At 64.2% G+C, this 17334-nt stretch carries 17 protein-coding genes; 8 read left to right on the forward strand and 9 right to left on the reverse strand.

Annotated features, from left to right (window positions below):
- Positions 1–50: 50 nt before the first annotated feature.
- Entirely contained in the window at positions 51–656 is a 606-nt protein-coding gene (locus NLM15_RS16410) for a general secretion pathway protein GspN (RefSeq protein WP_254118101.1), read from the forward strand.
- A 132-nt stretch (positions 657–788) separates the two neighbouring features.
- On the opposite strand, the gene NLM15_RS16415 is transcribed toward NLM15_RS16410, so the two are convergent.
- From NLM15_RS16415 to NLM15_RS16425, 3 genes are all read right to left on the reverse strand, one after another.
- Complete coding sequence (locus tag NLM15_RS16415) at positions 789–1085, reverse strand: hypothetical protein (protein ID WP_254118102.1); 297 nt, start codon at positions 1083–1085, stop codon at positions 789–791.
- Positions 1086–1187: 102 nt separating this feature from the next.
- Complete coding sequence (locus NLM15_RS16420; protein ID WP_375166940.1) at positions 1188–2138, reverse strand: helix-turn-helix transcriptional regulator; 951 nt, start codon at positions 2136–2138, stop codon at positions 1188–1190.
- Between the two features lie 52 nt (positions 2139–2190).
- The gene (locus NLM15_RS16425) at positions 2191–3138 is read right to left on the reverse strand and encodes an AraC family transcriptional regulator (protein WP_254118104.1); all 948 of its coding nucleotides are present in this window, start codon (positions 3136–3138) and stop codon (positions 2191–2193) included.
- A 711-nt stretch (positions 3139–3849) separates the two neighbouring features.
- Between NLM15_RS16425 and NLM15_RS16430 the strand changes: the two genes are divergently transcribed.
- Positions 3850–4779 carry an AraC family transcriptional regulator gene (locus tag NLM15_RS16430; protein ID WP_254118105.1) on the forward strand — a complete coding sequence of 310 codons (930 nt, stop codon included), beginning with the start codon at positions 3850–3852 and terminating at the stop codon, positions 4777–4779.
- Positions 4780–4886: 107 nt separating this feature from the next.
- A complete protein-coding gene (locus tag NLM15_RS16435) occupies positions 4887–5819 on the forward strand; it encodes an AraC family transcriptional regulator (RefSeq protein WP_254118106.1) in 933 nt (310 codons plus the stop codon).
- 19 nt (positions 5820–5838) lie between these two features.
- Here the strand turns inward: NLM15_RS16435 and NLM15_RS16440 are convergent, their stop codons facing one another.
- The 4 genes from NLM15_RS16440 to NLM15_RS16455 all read right to left on the reverse strand — a co-directional run bounded on the left by NLM15_RS16440 (position 5839) and on the right by NLM15_RS16455 (position 9190).
- On the reverse strand, positions 5839–6774 hold the full coding sequence (locus NLM15_RS16440) for a catalase family peroxidase (RefSeq protein WP_254124259.1): 936 nt from the start codon (positions 6772–6774) through the stop codon (positions 5839–5841).
- 415 nt (positions 6775–7189) lie between these two features.
- Positions 7190–7489 carry a hypothetical protein gene (locus NLM15_RS16445; protein WP_254118107.1) on the reverse strand — a complete coding sequence of 100 codons (300 nt, stop codon included), beginning with the start codon at positions 7487–7489 and terminating at the stop codon, positions 7190–7192.
- A gap of 66 nt (positions 7490–7555) precedes the next feature.
- The gene (locus NLM15_RS16450) at positions 7556–8059 is read right to left on the reverse strand and encodes a flavin reductase family protein (protein WP_254118108.1); all 504 of its coding nucleotides are present in this window, start codon (positions 8057–8059) and stop codon (positions 7556–7558) included.
- Between the two features lie 48 nt (positions 8060–8107).
- On the reverse strand, positions 8108–9190 hold the full coding sequence (locus NLM15_RS16455; RefSeq protein WP_254118109.1) for an LLM class flavin-dependent oxidoreductase: 1083 nt from the start codon (positions 9188–9190) through the stop codon (positions 8108–8110).
- Positions 9191–9333: 143 nt separating this feature from the next.
- On the opposite strand from NLM15_RS16455, the gene NLM15_RS16460 reads away from it, so the two are divergent.
- Positions 9334–10251: a LysR family transcriptional regulator gene (locus NLM15_RS16460; RefSeq protein WP_254118110.1), complete on the forward strand. Its 918-nt coding sequence runs from the start codon at positions 9334–9336 to the stop codon at positions 10249–10251.
- Positions 10252–10264: 13 nt separating this feature from the next.
- Here NLM15_RS16460 and NLM15_RS16465 read toward each other — a convergent pair whose 3' ends face one another.
- On the reverse strand, positions 10265–11125 hold the full coding sequence (locus tag NLM15_RS16465) for an SMP-30/gluconolactonase/LRE family protein (RefSeq protein ID WP_254118111.1): 861 nt from the start codon (positions 11123–11125) through the stop codon (positions 10265–10267).
- Between the two features lie 133 nt (positions 11126–11258).
- Between NLM15_RS16465 and NLM15_RS16470 the strand changes: the two genes are divergently transcribed.
- Positions 11259–11933: a TetR/AcrR family transcriptional regulator gene (locus NLM15_RS16470; protein ID WP_254118112.1), complete on the forward strand. Its 675-nt coding sequence runs from the start codon at positions 11259–11261 to the stop codon at positions 11931–11933.
- Positions 11934–11954: 21 nt separating this feature from the next.
- On the opposite strand, the gene NLM15_RS16475 is transcribed toward NLM15_RS16470, so the two are convergent.
- Positions 11955–12935 carry a tripartite tricarboxylate transporter substrate binding protein gene (locus tag NLM15_RS16475; protein ID WP_254118113.1) on the reverse strand — a complete coding sequence of 327 codons (981 nt, stop codon included), beginning with the start codon at positions 12933–12935 and terminating at the stop codon, positions 11955–11957.
- A gap of 188 nt (positions 12936–13123) precedes the next feature.
- On the opposite strand from NLM15_RS16475, the gene NLM15_RS16480 reads away from it, so the two are divergent.
- The 3 genes from NLM15_RS16480 to NLM15_RS16490 are packed head-to-tail and all read left to right on the forward strand — an operon-like array spanning position 13124 to position 17306.
- Positions 13124–13894, forward strand: coding sequence for an enoyl-CoA hydratase/isomerase family protein (locus NLM15_RS16480; protein WP_254118114.1), 771 nt, complete (start codon positions 13124–13126; stop codon positions 13892–13894).
- 1 nt (position 13895) lies between these two features.
- Positions 13896–16028, forward strand: coding sequence for an acetate--CoA ligase family protein (locus tag NLM15_RS16485; protein ID WP_254118115.1), 2133 nt, complete (start codon positions 13896–13898; stop codon positions 16026–16028).
- A 60-nt stretch (positions 16029–16088) separates the two neighbouring features.
- Positions 16089–17306, forward strand: a complete 1218-nt coding sequence (locus tag NLM15_RS16490; protein ID WP_254118116.1) for an ABC transporter substrate-binding protein — start codon at positions 16089–16091, stop codon at positions 17304–17306.
- The last annotated feature ends 28 nt before the right edge of the window (positions 17307–17334 follow it).

A 17334-nucleotide genomic window follows, 5' to 3' on the forward strand; every position in this document is an offset into this window, starting at 1 on the left:
GAGGGCAGCACAAGGGGACGCGGCAGATATTGGCGCGGTCTGCGCTCGTGATGGCGCTTCTGCTCGACGTTTCCGCCTCGGCGCTTCCTGCGGATTTCTCGGACATTGATGTCCCAGGCTTCACCGAATCGGCGTCCAGCCGTCCATTTTCGGAGTCTCCCGCGACGTTGGCTCCGGCGGATCGGGCGCCATCGCGCTCTCCCGTCAAGCGCGAGGCGATGCGCGGCAATCCGCTCTGGGCAGTCCCGCTTGCGGCACTGTCGGACACGAACGAAAGGCCGATCTTCTCGGCCTCGCGGCGGCCGTCGCCGCCACCAGTGCTTTCGGTGCCAGCGTTGAAAGCCTCGTCAATGCCGCCGAGCCCGCCGCCGGTAGAGCTGCGGCTCGTGTTGGTCGGGACCGTTGTCGGCAGCGATCAGAGTGTTGGAATTTTTGTCGACGAGACAAGCAAGGCTACGGTGCGCCTGAAGCTCGACGAAGATTATCAAGGCTGGAGACTCGGCTCTGTAAATCACCGCGAGGTGACGATGGTGCGTGATGAGCGGACCGAGACGCTGACATTCCCGAAAGCAGGCGGAGTCACGTCCGCGACAGGAACGGCGGTTGCGGAAAGTGCGGTGAAGCGAGGCAGCTCACACACGGCTCAGTACGACTAAGTGAGCCAACGCCATTGAGGGCGCCTCGTGTAATCACGGGCACCCGATCAGGACGACATTACGTCATTTCCGAGATGCCCTGCTTGCGGCCTCATGAAGACCGGGATCGCCAACAACCGAAACCGTCAGAGCTTAAGGGGTGGGGCAGCTCGCTATCGATGACGCTCGCAGCGGCCAGCCGTTGCGAAAGAAAATCGGCTCGGCGGCGGTCGGGCGGCCCCAGTCGGCGTAGGGAAGCTGGGTGCCATCATGGGCGATGATCGACACCGCCAGGTTCGTCCTCTGCAGGGACTGCGGTGGAATTTCCACCTGCTCGCCGGTTGCAGAGGTGAAGCGAACTGCCAGCGAAAGCCCGTACACGATCGTCGTTGCGACGAGTCTCCGTCGCGGTGGAATTGCAAAGCGGCTGACGAAGGTCTTCGAGGTCATCGTTCGTCTCTGTCTGTTGGGAGCGCTGGGGACCTTGATGATCTACCGGATCGGAGTTGCAACTGCGCCAGCGCGATTGCGGTACCTGCAGAGCGATTGCTGCTACCGCATGCGCCGTCGCCAATCGCTCGGCGTTTCGCCGGTCAGTTTCTTGAACGCCGCGGCGAACGCGTTTTGTGAGGCGTAGCCAAGCTGTGCGGCCACCGACACGATCGGCGCATCGGTATCGCGCAGCATGTTCATGGCCTGATCGAGCCGCTGCCGGCGCAGCCAGGCATGGGGCGAAAGCCCGGTACTCTCCTTAAAGGCGCGGCAGAAGTGGAAGCGCGAGAGCCCGGCATCCGATGCGAGCGCCGTGAGCGACACGTCAGCATCGCTGTCCGAGCGCAGGCGTTCGATCGCGCGTCGCAGAACATGCGCGGACAGGCCGCCCATGATCGGCTCCAACGTCGATGGCACGCCGGTGTGCTCGGCCAGGATTCGTGTGGCCAGGACATCCGTCAGTTGTTGCCTGAACAGGAGATCCAGCGCCGCATTGCCTTCCAGCACATCCGCTGCACTCATCAGCAGCCCGGATACGACAGGGTCGGGATGACCCGTTCGTTCGAGGAGATCGCCGAGGGCGGGCGCGTTGGCTTCGCGCACGACGCGTTCGAGCGCCGTATGCGGAAGGTAGAGTTGGATGACGTCGACGAAGCCGGGGATATCCCATCTTGCGCTTGAGCCGGCCGGAATGATCGTCACGACCCCGGCGCGGGCCGTTCCGATCGCGACCGATTTCCCGGAGCGGCGCTCCAGGCGCTGAACGCCTGTGGGGTAGGTCATGATGACGTGGTCCGTCATGGGTTCGACAACGTCATGCAGCGCGCCGTGCTTCCAATGCGCGATGGCGCCGCTGGAAGGGTCCGAAGCCATTTGGAGCGGGGCGGTCTTGAGGACGCGCGCCATCTCCACGTCGGCACGGCGCCGCTCGGTGACCCCCGTATCGCGATGTCGCGCGTTGGGATCGACGAGCAAGGCCGCCAAAGGCTCGTGCTGGATTGGATCGTCCATCGGGCTGTTCTCGTGGTCGAAAGGCATTTCGTTGATTCCAGGGAGATCCCTGCTAGCGCACGCGCCGCCGCCAATCGCTCGGCGTGTCCCCGGTCGATCGCTTGAACGCCGCAGCGAAGGCCGTCTGGGAGGCATAGCCAAGCTCCATCGCCACCGACACGACCGACGCGTCGGTGTCGCGCAGCATGTTCATTGCCTGCTCGAGCCGGTGTTGCCGCAACCAGGCGAGGGGCGAAAGCCCGGTGCTCTCCTTGAAGGCGCGGCAGAAGTGGAAGCGCGACAGGCCCGCATCCGAGGCGAGGGCATCGAGGGAGACGTCCGCATCGCTGTCCGAGCGCAAGCGTTCGATGGCGCGAAGCAGGACCTTCGGTGAAAGCCCGCCCGTTGTCGGCTGGAACGCCGTTGGCGAGCTGGTATGCGCGGCCAGGAGGCGCGTGGCCAGGAGATCGGTCAGCTGATGCCTGAACAGCGCGTCGAGGGCCCGATTGCCCTCCAGCACGCCGGCCGCGCTCAGGAGCAATCGGGACGTGATGGGATCGGGATGCGCAGTTCGCTCCAGGAGATCGGCCGGGTTGCGGGTCCCGGCCTCGTCGGCAACGCGCCTCAACGTGGCGCGGGGAAGATAGAGCTGGACGACGTCAACAGGCTTCGGAATGTCCCACCGGGAGCTCGAGCCCTCCGGGATAATGATCACGACCCCGGGACGAAACGTTCCCTTGACGACCGAGCTTCCCGACCGCCGCTCCATGCGCTGCACCGCGCCGTTGTAGGCCATGATGACATGGTGGCTCATTGGCTCGACGACGTCGTGCAGCGGCTCATGTTGCCAGTGGGCGATCCCGGCGCCGGAGGCGTCCAATGCCATGTGAAGTGGCGCGGTGTGGAGGACGCGCGTCATCTCCACGTCGGCAGCGCGCCGGTCGGCGGACGGCACGTCGTTCTCGCGCGTCCCGGGTTCGACCGGAAGGGCGTCCAGGGTGTCGGCCATCGGCGTGCTCATGAATTGTGCTCGTGTTGGGGAGGTCTTGCGTTCAATTCCCGCCGGGGATTCGTTGGCCGGTGGACGGAGCGGTGACCTCCACCGTGTTCGTGACGATGATGGCAAACAGAGCTCGGTATCGTGCGGCGGATGTGGTCTCGCCGTTGGTCACGATGGCCGCAAGCGGCTGGTTGATTTCATGCGCAATCGACGTCGCGAGTTCTGCCCCCCGGTCTGTGACCCGGGGTTTTACGGTTCTTAAGGTTGCGTCGTACCGCCGTCTTTCCCAAAACAGGTGTGCTTTGTCCGATTCTGCTCCAAGGCCCGCACCCGCATGTGATGAGGCGCGCCGCACGGCGAATCGGAAGGCGGCACCTGACTTGGGGCAGGGGCTCGCGGGCCCAGGCGCGCAAGCAGCTTGCGAGAATCCTCGTGCACGCGGGTTTCGATGCCGCGTCTGCCTGAACGGGCGTCGGACAAAACGCCTGTTGGGATTTCACAAACGCACGATGGAAGCGGGCCCGAGCCCGGTTGTGGCGAGGCTAAAAAGGGGCCGGATCACATTGAAACTGCTTCGAAAATTGTTTGGTCGAGGATTGATCGCGTTCGATTGGCGCAGATGCCAATTCCGTGAGCTGGTCTGGACCGTCGCTTGCCGATCTCCAATAATGAATTCGACCTAATGGGCCGATAGTTTGCCCCGCTTCAGCTCCACGAATAGAGCCGATCGATATGGCGCATGCCGGCACCTTCGGACAGCGGATAGGGCGGCAGTTGCACCTGAGAGATGCTCCGCCCTCGCTGGTCACGCGTTCACTGCGCGGCATCGAGCTGTCGGTCACCGAGACCCAGGATGACAACCCCGTGCCAGGCCGTTCCGGCTCGGTGGCCGATGAGGCTTATATCGTCAGCCTGAAGCTTCACAACTACCCGGACTGCGAACTCTGGGATCACGGCAAGTGCGTCATGAAGGCGGATGTCCGCGCCGGCACGACGTATCTATACGACCTCAGGAGCGATCCGGGCTTTATCATCGACAAGCCGTTTCATTCCCTCCAGTTTTATCTTCCGCGTTCGGCGCTTGCCGGTATCGCCCGGGAATTACGTGCACCGCGTGTTGGCGACCTCGCCTGTCAGTTCGGTTACGGCCATGACGACAAGATCATGCGTCATGTTGGAGCATCTCTGTTGGAAGCACTGAGCTGTCCGTCCGAAGCCAACCAGCTTTTCATCGATCACATGATGCTCGCGTTCACCGCGCACATCGCCGGGGCCTATGGTGGGCTACAGAGCAGTGCCGGACCGGCGCGCGGCGGTCTCGCCCCGTGGCAGGTGAAGCGAGCCTGTGAAAGGCTCGACGCGAATCTCGGCAGGACGCTTTCATTGCAACAGATCGCGGCTGAGTTTGATCTCTCGGTCAGCTATTTTTCACGCGCATTTCGCATCTCGACCGGCCTGCCGCCGCACCAATGGCTGCTGCGGCAGCGCGTGAAGACGGCCAAGCAGTTGATGGCAGTGCGCGACTTGCCGCTGTCTGAAATCGCGATCTCGGCCGGGTTCGCCAATCAAAGCCATTTGACGAGGGTATTTTCGGCCTTGGTCGGCATGAGCCCGGCGGCATGGCGCCGTGAATCGCTAGGCTTCTCCGAAGAGGATATATGACGATCCGCGCTGCTCGCGGGAGGGTTGCTTCGTGAAGCTTACGATGGTCGCGGCCTTCGTTGATGATAACACTCTTCTGGCCAACTCCACTCAAGGGGACGGTGCACATGAAGTCGACGGGTTTCTACGGTCAGGCTGTGACCCAATACTTGCATCTGGAGCATCAACCGTCCTCGTTGATCACGCGTTCACTGCGCAATGCCGAGATCGCGGTTACTGAGGTCCTGGACGATACCCCGGTGGAAGGCCCCTCCGGCGAGATGGATCTTCAGGATGCCTATGTTGTCGGCCTGAAACTTTACGATTACCCCAACGCCGAGCGCTGGGAGCGCGGCAAGCCTGCCGCCAAGACCGATATTCGTGCGGGCGCAACACACCTGTACGACATGAAGAAAAATCCGCGATTCATCATCAACCAGCCGTTACATTTCCTTAATTTCTATCTTCCGCGCTCGGCGCTCGACGGTATCGCTGAGCAGGCCGGCGCACCGCGCGTGGGTGAGCTCCCCTCCCAGCTCGGCGGCGGCCATGACGACGCAGTCGTCCGTCATATCGGTGGAGCGCTCCTGCCAGCGCTGCGTCGGCCGGCGGAGACCAACCATCTCTTCATCGATCACATGATGCTCGCATTTACCACGCACATCGCGCAGACCTATGGTGGACTGAGGTGGGGCGTCAGAGTGCCCAGGGGCGGTCTCGCCCCGTGGCAGGTGAAGCGCGCCTGCGAAAGGCTCGACTCCGACCTCGGCGGGACGCTTTCGCTGCAGCAGGTCGCGGCCGAGTTCGGTCTCTCGGTCAGTTATTTTTCGCGCGCATTTCGCGCCTCCACCGGCCTGCCGCCGCACCAATGGCTGCTGCGGCAGCGCGTCAAGGCGGCCCAGCAATTGATGACCGTGCACGATCTGTCACTGGCCGAGATCGCACTGTCGGCCGGGTTTGCCAATCAAAGCCACTTTACGCGGGTGTTCTCGGCAGCAGTCGGCGTGAGCCCGGCGGCATGGCGACGTGAATTGTCGGGCGTCAGTGAGAACGAGACGTGATTCCGGCGATGCCGGCTGGTCAACGACGCTTCGCCAGCGAGATGGCATAGGCGCCACTGCGCGCGGCGAAGATCTCGTCGGGCGGATGGGCCATGCCTTCGGCGAGATTTGCCGGATCGAAGATACCGGCGTCGCATGTTTCGTCTGGTTCGAGGCCGGTGATCACGATCGTTCCCAGCCGAACTTGTTCGCGATTATCCTCGTCGGGCCATCGGACGGTCACGTCCATGGTGGGATCGCCGGGACGATCGAGCAGCGCCATCACGCTGAAGCGGACGTCGCCGCTGGTGACCCGATGTTCGAGATCATCGTGCAGGAAGTTGGCGGACTTCGCCGCGGCTTCGCTTTCCGTCGGCGTGACCTCTGCGCCGACGGGGGCGATCTTGAACTTGATGAACCGTGTTTCGCCCGTCGAATTCGTGGCGGGAAATGAATGCACGCCCCAGTAGGTCGTGCCGGCAAAACTCGGGGGCAGGGGGTGCGCGGCGATGTAACTGGCCTGACGCAGCGTTTCGGGGTTGGCGACGGAGAATGCCTTGACCCTCTCCATGTCCTGACCGCCGTCTGGTCCCGGAATGCGCGCCTTGAGGAAAGCCAGCATCTGGTCGAGCGTCCTCGCAAAATGCACGGGAGCGCTTTGCGCGAGAATGTCCGAGCGGTGGCGGCTGTCCCCGAGCTTGAAGCTCAAGCCGCGCAGCACGAGCTTGTCGCCACCCGCGACTTTGGGATTGCCGCTGCCGACCGAGAAGCGCGCCAGCACGCGCGATGGTCTCGTGAAGCTCCGGGATCTCGTAATTTCCTCCGCCCGATCCGACGGGACATAGGTGCCGCGGACGCAACTGCCCCTGGCAAAGCTGGCGCGGGTCTTTGGCGGATCACCGGCCACCGCTCTCAGGGCGTCGACGATCGCCGCGAGCGTTGCGGACGGAAATCGGGACGTTGGGGGCTCCTGGATCGACACCGCAACGATCTAGCGGATCTGCCACCTCGTTACCCCAGAGCGATTGCTGCGATTACAGAGCGATTGCTGCTGGCGCGGCCGCCGCAATCGCTCGGCGCCGCTGCCGGCGGCTCAGGGATACGCGACACAGGTTCCTTCTCGCTGAGCAATGCCCACAACGAAACTGCAATCAATTGGGCGAGACGACCGTGAACAGGGCGGGGCTGTAATCGTTCAGGTTTTTCAATCGATTACGTGGCGGCGTGTGCGCGACGCGTGAGCCGGGAGATCAAGAGAAATTTGTTGTCGGCAAGCGCGGGCGGACGTTCCCTGGTGTGATGGCGGCGTTTGAAAAGAGGCGGATCGGAGGCAGCGAACCGAGGCGATCGCTGGTCAGTTCGAGAACCTGCACGAGTGCCGACGGTGACGGCTAAGGTATTCGTTCAATGTGAGCGCGGATCGCCTGTCGCTCGGAATCGATCCAGCCATGCTCGCGGGCCTTGGCCACCATCTCCGCATATTGCCGATCCCAACTTGCATCATCGGGGTGGCCCGCCAGGGTCGGGACCAGATCGATCGAGACGAGCCCATCACGATCATCGAGAAGCGTGATGCCGTTCCAGCTCTGGGTACCCGTGTGGACACCGGCGTGCAGCACCAGCTTGAACCTGCGGAAGTCGTTCGGTTCGGTCAGTCGGACGACACCGCCGTCCAGGCATTCGATGATCACAATGGCGCTCCTTCCTGCACTTTCGGCCGGCCTGGTGTTGATGCCAGGATTGGCACCAAGGGGCGACTATGCTTGCGGCAGCGCGCGCAGCGCCCCCTGGAAATTGACCAGGGGATCGCCGTTGCCGCCGCGGGTGGCCACGATCCTGCCGATGAAGAGACCGTGCGTGCCGACCATCTGGTGATGGTGCAGTACGCACTCCAATCCGCCGATCGCCGGTTCGAGCAAGGGCACGTCGAGCACGCCTTGCTCCCATGGGGCCGTCGCGAACCGGTCGATGCCCTTCGCACCGCCGGCGAAGCGCAGGGCCAGATCCTCCTGACCCCGGCCGAGCAGGCTGACCCCGAAGCGGCCATTGGCGAGGATCGCCGCATGCGTTTCGGAGCTTGAATTGACTCCGACGAGCAGACAGGGCGGCTCCATGCACAGCGAGGTGACGGAGCTGACCGTCAGCCCGCGCCGTGTGGTCTCCGATCCCGTCGTCACGATCGCGACGCCGCTCGCGAGGTTGCGCATGGCCAGCCGAAACTCCGCGGCTTCGACCGACCGGACATCGGTCATTTGAGACATCTGGCATCCCATGACGTACCTCCTGACCTCGCTCCCCGCCGGTTGCGCTTACGCCGAAACCGCTTCGCCCGCGACCTTGCCGCGTCCGGATTTCAGCTCCTTCCGGATCGCAGGAATGATCTTGCTGCCCCATAGCTCGATTTGCCGCAGCATCGTGCGTTGATCGAAATCGCCGAGCTGGGTCTGAAGCGCGATGTGGGTCGGCTTGAGAATGCTGATCTCTTCCAGCATGCGGTCGATCACCTGGTTGACGCTGCCGACGGGCAGGTTGTTTCGCATCGTCTCCAGGCTCATGTCGTTCGGGCCGGCTTCTTCCTTGATCAGATAGCCGTCGTCGCTCTGCGCGCGCCGGAACTTCAGGCTTTCGGAGAGCCGGCGCTGGAAGCGGGCATTGTCGAGATACGACTGGATCTCGCTGTCGTTGTCGCTGGCATAGGCGCAGCGCAGGAAGCCGAAGTGTGTGTCATCGATGGAGCGGCCTTCCTTGGCTGCGATTCCCTCGAGGCGTTCACGGAGGGCCTTGATGGCGTCGAGCCCGTTCAGCAACGCAGTAACGAACAAATTGTGGTTGTCGCGAATGGCGCGGCCAAGCGTCTCGCCGTGGCCCGACGTGACCCAGATCGGTGGTGTCGGCGTCTGCACGGTGCGCACGGCGATGGCGGTCGGCGGCATTTTCAGGTGCTCGCCGGAATAGGAGAAGATGCGCTCGCGCATGCCGGCCCGGAGCACGTCGTAGAATTCGGCGAACAATGCATGCGAATGGTCGAGGTCGACGCCGAAACGGTCGAATTCGAACTTCTGGTAGCCCGAGCCGATGCCGAGATCGAGGCGGCCGTTCGAGACCGTGTCGGCGAAGCCGATCTCGCCGAGCAGTCGCGCCGGATTGTATAGCGGCAGCACGCAGACGGCGGTGCCGAGGCGGATCCGCCTGGTCAGGCCGGCGCAATGCGCCACCATCATCAGCGGCGAAGGGCACAGGCTGTAATTGTTGAAATGGTGCTCGGCGTACCAGGCCGTATCGAAGCCGGCGTGCTCGGCAGCGACCGTCTGCTCGACGGCGTTGTTGATGACCTGCTGCGAGGTTTGATGATAGCCGCGCTGCTGCGCCAGAATGAATACGCCGAATTCCATCGGTTGCGTCCTCCACTGCATCGCGGTCGCTCTTGCGATCCGCCGGTCGCTCTTGCGACGCGTTATCAGCAAGCTAGGGCCTTGAGCTTTTTCGAACAATTGGCGTAATCTGAGCATGTCCTTTGCAAAATCTGAAAAGATCGATGAATCGCCTCCAAGCCATGGAATTGTTCGTCAGCGCCGTCCGCGAGGGCAGTTTTTCGGCGGCCGGGCGCCGCGTCGGGCTCTCGCCGGCGTCGGTGTCGCGCTATGTCGGCGAGCTCGAAGCGCAGCTCGGCGTGCAGCTTTTGAACCGCAGCACGCGCCATCTCGGCTTGACCGACGCCGGCAAGATCTTCTTCCAGCGGACCGAGCAGGTGCTGCACGGTATCGAGGATGCCGAAGCCGCCGCGCTGGCGCTCCAGACCGCGCCGCGCGGAACGCTGCGCGTGCATTCCCGCACGTTGTTCGGCATCAAGGTGCTCTCGCCCCTGATGCCGGGCTTTCAGAAGCTCTATCCGGAGCTGAAGGTGGAGCTGCGCTTGTCCGAGCGGCACGCCCAGCTCCGCGAGGACGAGTTCGACGTCGATTTCCAAATCCAGGCGCCGAAGGATCCCGGCCTGATGCAGCGAAGGCTGCTGCGGAGCGAACGAATCCTCGTTGCGTCGCCGGACTATGTCGGCCGGATGCCGAAGCTGCGCGAGCCCGAGGATATCACCCGCCACAACTGCCTGACCTATTGGATGGGACCGGACGACGTGGTCTGGAAGTTCATGCGCAGGAACAGGCTGCGCGAGATCGTGGTGCCGTCGTCCCTCAGCAGCAACAACGGTGTTGTGCTGTGCGACCTTGCCGTCGCCGGGCACGGCATCGCGCTGCTCGATGACTACACGGTGGCGGAGGAATTGAAGAGCAGGCGCCTCGTCCGCCTGCTGCCCGGATTCCGGGTGACGAATTCCACCTTCGACGAAGGGATCTACGCGGCCTTTCTTCAGAGCAGTTATCTGCCGGAGAAGATCAGGGTCTTCGTGGACTACATGGCAGAGAACGTGCCCAAGCAGATCAAGAGATCGGCGAGCTAAGCGAGGAGGCTGGTCAGCCCGAGCCAAACCTGCACGCCGGCAGTCCGCGAACGCCGAGGCCTTCGACGCCGAACAGGCCGCCGGCATCGGGGTGATCATCGCCGAGCGCGTGACTGCGCGAGATCGACGTGACGTAGAGGACATCGAGACCGGGCCCGCCGAAGCTCACGCTGGTCGGATGACGGACCGGCATGTCGATCGTCCGCACGATCGTCCCGTCAGGGGCGAACCGGGCGATCTTGCCGATGCGCACGAGGACGGACCAGAGATAGCCGTCCGAATCGATCGTCGCACCGTCGCAACCGGAGCCTTGCGGTTCCGTGTTGACGAAGACGCGCTTGTTCGCGAGCGGGCCCTCCGGGCTGTAGTCATAGGCCCAGATGATTCGTCTCGCGCTGTCGGCGATATAGAATGTTCGCTCGTCCGGGCTGAAGCACGGTCCGTTGCTGACGGCAAGGTCGGTCTCCAGCAGTTCCAGCGCGCCGGATGCGTCCACCCGATAGAGCCCGCCGAGCGGCGCCTCGTCTGCGGCGCGGTCGCCGTGCATCGTGCCGGCCAGGAAACGTCCGCGGGAATCGGCCTTGCCGTCGTTCAGCCGCACCTTCGGGTGGTCGAGCCCGATCGATGGGCCCTCCGTCAGCGTTCGAGTGTCGAAATCGTAGGCTGCAAATCCGTTGCGCAGGGCGAGCACCGCACCGCCGTCGCCCCGCAAGGCGAGCGAGCCGATCGGCGCGGGCACGCTGAACTGTTCGACAGAACCGGTGAGGGGATCGAGCGCGTGGATCAACCCGGCCAGCGCGTCGATCCAGTAAAGGCGCTGCCGGCGCTCGTCCCACACCGGGCTCTCGCCAAGCTGGTCCCTGGTCGCGCCCACGCGCCTGATCCGGACCGCACTCATCGGTGTTCGCACCGGGATCGCCGGGCTTGACCGATCGGTCGGTGAAAACCTAGTTTCATTCTAAAGACCCTCGGATTGCCGCTGGGCTGACGGATGGATTGCGGAGTTCATGACTGAACTGTCAACGATGAGAGATGGCGTTGCGAACCAGGCCGAGGCCTCGGATCGCGTGCTTCAGATCCTTGCCGAGGCCGGCCGGCTGTTTGCCAGCAAGGGTTTCGAGGGAACCTCGATGCGCGACATCGCGCTCGCCTGCGGTATCTCCAAATCGCTGCTCTATCATCATTTCTCCAACAAGGACGAGATCTACGCGCGTGTGGCGGTCGGCTCCACGCTCGAGCTCTATCTGTTCGTGCGCGACCGTATTCCCGACGGGCCGCCGTCGCAGAAGATCCGCGCGTTCATGGTGGCCACCGCGGAATATTTCCGGCGCTATCGTTGGGCCTGGATCGCCTCCACGACGGCCTTCTGGAACGACCCCGATCGTACCAGGCACAAGGAGCGGCTGACGCGCCGCGACCGTTTCGAGAATTTTTTGCGCGGCCTGATCCAGGAAGCGATCGATGCCGGCGAGATCCGCAAGGTCGACGTTCCCATGACCGGACGGTTGATCCTCTCCTCGCTCAACTGGATGCATCGCTGGTACAATCCCAACAAGTCGGCGACGCCCGAGCAGATCGCGGACGTCTTCTTCGATATGATTTTCAACGGCTTGCGAAGTGGCGAACTGGTCGAGCTTCCGGGGGCCGAGCCGCCCCGGGCCGGCCGGCGCAAGTCGCGCTGACCGGGCGGCGGCGGTCGCGCCTCATTCCAGCGCGATGTTCTGCGCCTTGATCACCGGCCCCCAGAGCGCCGCGTCCTTCGCCAGTTGCGCGTCGAGCCGTTCCGGTGCGCCGGTATCGACCATCAGGCCGTCGGTCTCGAGCTGCTTTGCGATCTCGGGTTTCTGCATCGCCGCGTTGGCTGCCGCGTTCAGCCGCGCAATGACGTCGCGAGGCGTGCCCGCGGGCGCGTGCAGGGCGGTCCAGAACGAGGCCGTGAGGTTGGGATAGCCGGATTCGGCCAGTGTCGGAATCTCGGGAAAGCTCGCCATGCGCTTCTCCGAGGAGACTGCGAGAATGCGAAGCTGACCGCCGCGCGCGTGCTCGATGACGGCGGCGGGCGTCGCGAAATTGAGATCGCATTCGCCGGATAGCGTCTCCATGATGGAGGCCGGATTGTTGCGATAGGCGACCTCGGTGACAGCAAATCCCATCGACTTGCCCATCATGATCCCGAACAGATGCGTCACGCTGCCCGGACCGAGCGTGGCGTAGAACAGCGGCTTGTCGCGTCCCTTGGCGTAGGCGACGAAGCTCTTCACGTCGGCGGCGGGCGTGCGCGCGTTCACGGTCAGCGACAGCGGCCCGTTGCAGAGCATCGCAACGGAGGCGAAGTCCTCGAGCTTGTAGGGCAGGTTCTTGCGCAGCAGCACGTTCAGCGAAATCGGCCCGGTGCCGCCCGCCAGCAGGACCGATCCGTCCTTCGGCGCGCGCGCCACATATTGCGATCCGACAATGCCGTTGGCGCCCGGCTTGTTGTCGACCAGGACAGGCTGGTCGAGCGTTTCCGCCATCGCCTTCGCAATCGAGCGCATCAGGCTGTCGATCGAGCCGCCGGGCGCATAGGGCACGATGATGAAGATCTGCGACGAGCGCGCCGCCCTCACGATGGCGGGCGCACTGAGCGGCGCAGCGAGAGCGCCGGCGATCAGGGTGGTCGCCTGGCGTCGGCTAATCCTGGGCATGGGAGTCCTCCTCAAGGTCGTTCTTGCTTATCTTGAATCTATCGACTGACCGATCGGTCGGTCAATAGGACATCGACAGGATATTGCAAGTCATCGTGGTTGGTGTTATCAGCACAAAAAGCTGACCGATCGGTCAGGCGCAACAATGCGACCACAAGCAAGACGAACAGAAGCCCAGGAGGAAGCCCATGTCAGGAGATATCGTCACCCTCGAAGTGTCCGACAACATCGCGCTGGTGACGCTGAACCGTCCTCCGGTGAATGCGCTCGATCGCGCCATGCGCGACCGCATCGTCAGCGTGTTTGACGAGATTTCCGAGCGCGCCGACGTCAGGGTCGCGATCCTGACCGGAGCGGGAAAGGTGTTTTGCAGCGGCGCGGATCTGAAGGACCGGCCGGACCCGACCAAGATCGGCGCGTTCCATAGCCATAACCGGATCACGCGCGAGACCGGCAACTGCATCCGTGAATGTTCGAAGCCGGTCATCGCGGCGATCAACGGCGTGGCGCTGGGCGCCGGCGTCGGCCTGATGGCTTCCTGCGACATTTTCTACGCCTGCGAGGACGCGGTATTCGGTATGCCCGAGATCAACGTCGGTCTCGCCGGCGGCGCGGCCATGCTGAACACGCTGTTCGGTCGCTCGCTGATGCGCCGGATGTTCTTCACCGGCTATCGCGTGCCGGCCGCCGAGCTGTACCGCCTCGGCATCATCGAGGCCTGCACCACCAAGGAGAACCTGATCCCCGAAGCGATGAAGATCGCGCGCGAGATCGCCTCGAAGAGCCCGATCGCGATGGAATATGCCAAGAACGCGGCGAACATGGTCGAGCTGATGCCGCCGCGCGACGCCTACCGTTTCGAGCAGAACATCACCATGGCGCTGTCCAAGACCGAGGACGCCAAGGAAGCGCGGATGGCGTTCCTGGAGAAGCGCGCGCCGGTGTTCAAGGGGCGCTGAGATGCGGCCGGGAGAAGGTCTCGACGCGCTGATGTCGCCGCGGTCGATCGCGATCATCGGCGCCTCGCAGGAGGCGACCAAGATCGGCGGCCGGCCGGTCGACCTGTTGCGTCGTCACGGCTATGCAGGTCGGATCTATCCGGTCAATCCGAAGGCTGCGACGGTGCAGGGGCTTCAGGCCTATGCTTCCGTCGTCGATCTGCCGGAGGCGCCGGATCTCGCCATCATCGCGGTCGACGCGGAGCGCGCGGGCGAGGCCGTGGAGCAGTGCGCGGCCCGCGGAGTCCGCAGCGTCGTCGTGTTCTCCTCCGGCTTTGCCGAGCTCGGCGAGCAGGGCCGCGCCATGCAGGAGCGGCTGCGCCTTGCCGCGCGCAACAGCGGCATGCGCCTTCTGGGGCCAAACTGTCTCGGCGCGGTCAGCGTCGCCGAGAAGAGCATCGCGACGTTCTCGATCGTGTTGGAGCACGGCATGCCGGCCGCCGGCGCGCTCGGCATCGTGTCGCAGAGCGGCAATCTCGGCAGCTACACCATGCGCCTCGCCAGCGAGCGGGGCGTCGGCGTCAGCCGCTTCATCACCACGGGCAACGAGTGCGACATCGACATCGCCGATGGCATCGCCTGGATGGCGCGCGACCCCGCCACCAAGGTGATCCTGTGCTGCCTTGAGGCGTGCCGCGACGCCGCTCGTCTGATCGCCGCGCTGGAGGAGGCCCGCGATGCGGGCAAGCCCGTCATCGCCATGAAGATCGGCACATCCGCGGCAGGCCAGGCTGCGGCCGCCTCGCACACCGGGGCGATGGCGGGATCGGACGCTGTGTTCGATGCGCTGTTTGAACGTTGCGGCGCCGTGCGTGTGCACAGCCTCGACGAGTTGATCGATCTCGGCCATGCGGCATCGATCCTGCTGCCGGATCGTCTGCCGAAAGGGCCGGGCATCGCAATCCTCACCGCATCGGGCGGCTTCGGCGTGCTGCTCGCGGACGCCGCGCAGTCGGTCGGGCTGACTTTGCCGGAGCTCGGCAAGGAGACGCAGCGCCGGATTCTGGAACTGGTGCCGTTTGCTTCGGCGCGCAATCCCGTCGATGCCACCGCGCAGATGTCGAGCCGGCCCGATCTGCTCGAGAAGATCATGTCCGCGGTCGTCGCGGACGAGAACGCCGACACGGTCATCCTGCCGCTGCCGTTCTCGCTGCACCTGCCGCGCTTGCGCTCGATCTATATGGACACGCTGCGCAACATGCGCGCGCAATTTCCCACCCGTCCGATCGTTCTGTGCGTTGACGGACCCGAGGACGCACTGACCGAGCTGCACGCGCTGGGCTTTCCGACCATCGCCAGCTTCGACGGCTGCTGTGCGACCGTTGCCGCGCTGGTGCGATTGCAGGTCGCGGCGCAGCGCCCGCAGGACAAGCCGGTGGCAGTCGCGCAGGCTTTGCCGCTTCCGACAGATGCCTTTCGCCATGAGCTTGGCGCCAAGCGCGCGCTCGCCGAGGCCGGCGTTCCGGTCCTTGTCGAGCACCTCGTGCAGGATGCGGATGCAGCGGTGCGTGCCGCGACCGAGATCGGCTATCCCGTGGTGCTGAAGATCGCTTCGCCCGATTTGCCGCACAAGACGGAGGCCGGCGGCGTGGTCGTCGGCGTTGGCTCGGAGGCGGACGTCCGGCACGCCTATGCCCAGATGCGCGATCGTGTCGCCACGAGGGCACCCAATGCCACGATCGACGGCGTGATCGTGGCGCCGATGGCCAAGGGCGTTGCCGAGCTCATCCTCGGCAGCCGCATCGATCCGGTGTTCGGGCCGGTGGTGATGGTCGGTCTCGGCGGCATCTTTGCCGAGATCCTCCAGGACTCCGCCGTGCAGATGGCGCCGGTCAGCGAGGCGCAAGCGATGGCCATGCTGCGTTCGCTCAAGGCGTTTGCCGTGCTCGACGGTGCGCGCGGCCGGCCGCGTGCCGACCTCGACGCGGCAGCCAGCGCCGTTGCGGCGCTGTCGCGCTTTGCGGCGGCGCATGCAGGCACGGTCGCGGAGATCGACGTCAACCCGCTGCTGTTGCGGGCGGCAGGCGAGGGGGCCGTGGCGCTCGACGCGCTGCTGATCCCGCACGGAGAGCGGCCGACCCGGGATCACCACTGAACCAAATGACGAGAGCCGGCAAAAGCCGGTCGAGGAAACGCAAAAAGGCAGGAGGAAACGGTGAAGATATCGACCATGACTGCGCTCGGCATGATTGCCCTGCTGCTGACGAATGCGCCGCTGTCGGCGCAGGGAATCTCCGGTGACGTCGTCAAGATCGGCATCATGAACGACCAGAACGGTCCCTATGCCGACAATTGCGGCCTCGGTTCGGTCGCCGCCGCCAAGCTCGCGGTCGCCGATTTCGGCGGAACGGTCGGCGGCAAGAAAATCGAGCTCGTGATTGCCGACGACCAGAACAAGCCCGACGTCGGCGTCGCCATCGCGCTGCGCTGGGTCGACAATGAAGGTGTCGATGCCATCGTCGGCTGCTCGGCCTCCTCGATCGCGCTGGCGGTGCAGGAGATCATGAAGAACCGCAAGAAGCCCTACATGCTGGCGGGCACGGCGGGCTCGTTCTTCACCAACGACAAGTGCTCACCGATGACCACGCAATGGGTGGTCGACACCTATGCCCAGCCGAAGGCCACGGTGAAGGCGCTGCTCGCGCAGGGGATCGACAGCTGGTTCTTCCTGACGGTCGACTACGCGTTCGGCAAGGCCTGGCAGTCGGATGCGACCAAGTTCATCGAAGCCGGCGGCGGCAAGGTGCTGGGCTCGGTGCTGCATCCGCTCAACTCGTCGGATCTTTCCTCGTTCCTGCTGACCGCCCAGGCCAGCGGCGCCAAGGCGATTGCGCTCGCCAATTCGGGTGCGGATTTCGCCAACGCGATCAAGCAGGCCCAGGAGTTCGGGTTGACCAAGACGCAACTCCTCGTTCCGCTCGGCCTCATGATCAGCCAGACCCACGGCATTGGCCTGAAGGACCTCCAGAACGTGCGGCTGACGACGCCGTTCTACTGGGACATGACGCCGGAGAGCCGGGCCTTTGCCAAGCGCTACGCCGAGGCGACGAACGGGCAACTGCTCAATGAAGGCAAGTCGGCCACCTACAGCGCCATCACGCATTATCTGAAGGCGGTGGCCGCCGCCGGCTCGGACGATGGCGATGCCGTGATGCGGCAGATGAAGAACACGCCGATCAACGATTTCGAGATGAAGAATGTCGCGATCAGGGCCGACGGCCAGGTGATGCGTCCGCTCTATGTCGCGCGGATCAAGACGCCGGCGGAATCCAAATACACCTACGACTATTACGAGATCACCGGCACGATCGCGCCCGAGGATGCGTGGCGGCCGGCGTCGGAGAGCGCCTGCGATCTTCTCAAGTCGCAGTGAATGTCGGCAGGTATGGCGAGAACAGGAA

Source organism: Bradyrhizobium sp. CCGB20 (assembly GCF_024199855.1).
GTDB lineage: Bacteria > Pseudomonadota > Alphaproteobacteria > Rhizobiales > Xanthobacteraceae > Bradyrhizobium.

Coding starts and splice junctions, on each gene's coding strand:
- NLM15_RS16425 (WP_254118104.1), bottom strand. CDS start 3,138: ATGAGCACGCCGATGGCCGACACCCTGGACGCCCTTCCGGTCGAACCC.
- NLM15_RS16485 (WP_254118115.1), top strand. CDS start 13,896: ATGCGGCCGGGAGAAGGTCTCGACGCGCTGATGTCGCCGCGGTCGATC.
- NLM15_RS16450 (WP_254118108.1), bottom strand. CDS start 8,059: ATGTCTCAAATGACCGATGTCCGGTCGGTCGAAGCCGCGGAGTTTCGG.
- NLM15_RS16435 (WP_254118106.1), top strand. CDS start 4,887: ATGAAGTCGACGGGTTTCTACGGTCAGGCTGTGACCCAATACTTGCAT.
- NLM15_RS16410 (WP_254118101.1), top strand. CDS start 51: ATGGCGCTTCTGCTCGACGTTTCCGCCTCGGCGCTTCCTGCGGATTTC.
- NLM15_RS16475 (WP_254118113.1), bottom strand. CDS start 12,935: ATGCCCAGGATTAGCCGACGCCAGGCGACCACCCTGATCGCCGGCGCT.
- NLM15_RS16420 (WP_375166940.1), bottom strand. CDS start 2,138: ATGGACGATCCAATCCAGCACGAGCCTTTGGCGGCCTTGCTCGTCGAT.
- NLM15_RS16460 (WP_254118110.1), top strand. CDS start 9,334: ATGAATCGCCTCCAAGCCATGGAATTGTTCGTCAGCGCCGTCCGCGAG.
- NLM15_RS16470 (WP_254118112.1), top strand. CDS start 11,259: ATGACTGAACTGTCAACGATGAGAGATGGCGTTGCGAACCAGGCCGAG.
- NLM15_RS16455 (WP_254118109.1), bottom strand. CDS start 9,190: ATGGAATTCGGCGTATTCATTCTGGCGCAGCAGCGCGGCTATCATCAA.
- NLM15_RS16480 (WP_254118114.1), top strand. CDS start 13,124: ATGTCAGGAGATATCGTCACCCTCGAAGTGTCCGACAACATCGCGCTG.
- NLM15_RS16415 (WP_254118102.1), bottom strand. CDS start 1,085: ATGACCTCGAAGACCTTCGTCAGCCGCTTTGCAATTCCACCGCGACGG.
- NLM15_RS16430 (WP_254118105.1), top strand. CDS start 3,850: ATGGCGCATGCCGGCACCTTCGGACAGCGGATAGGGCGGCAGTTGCAC.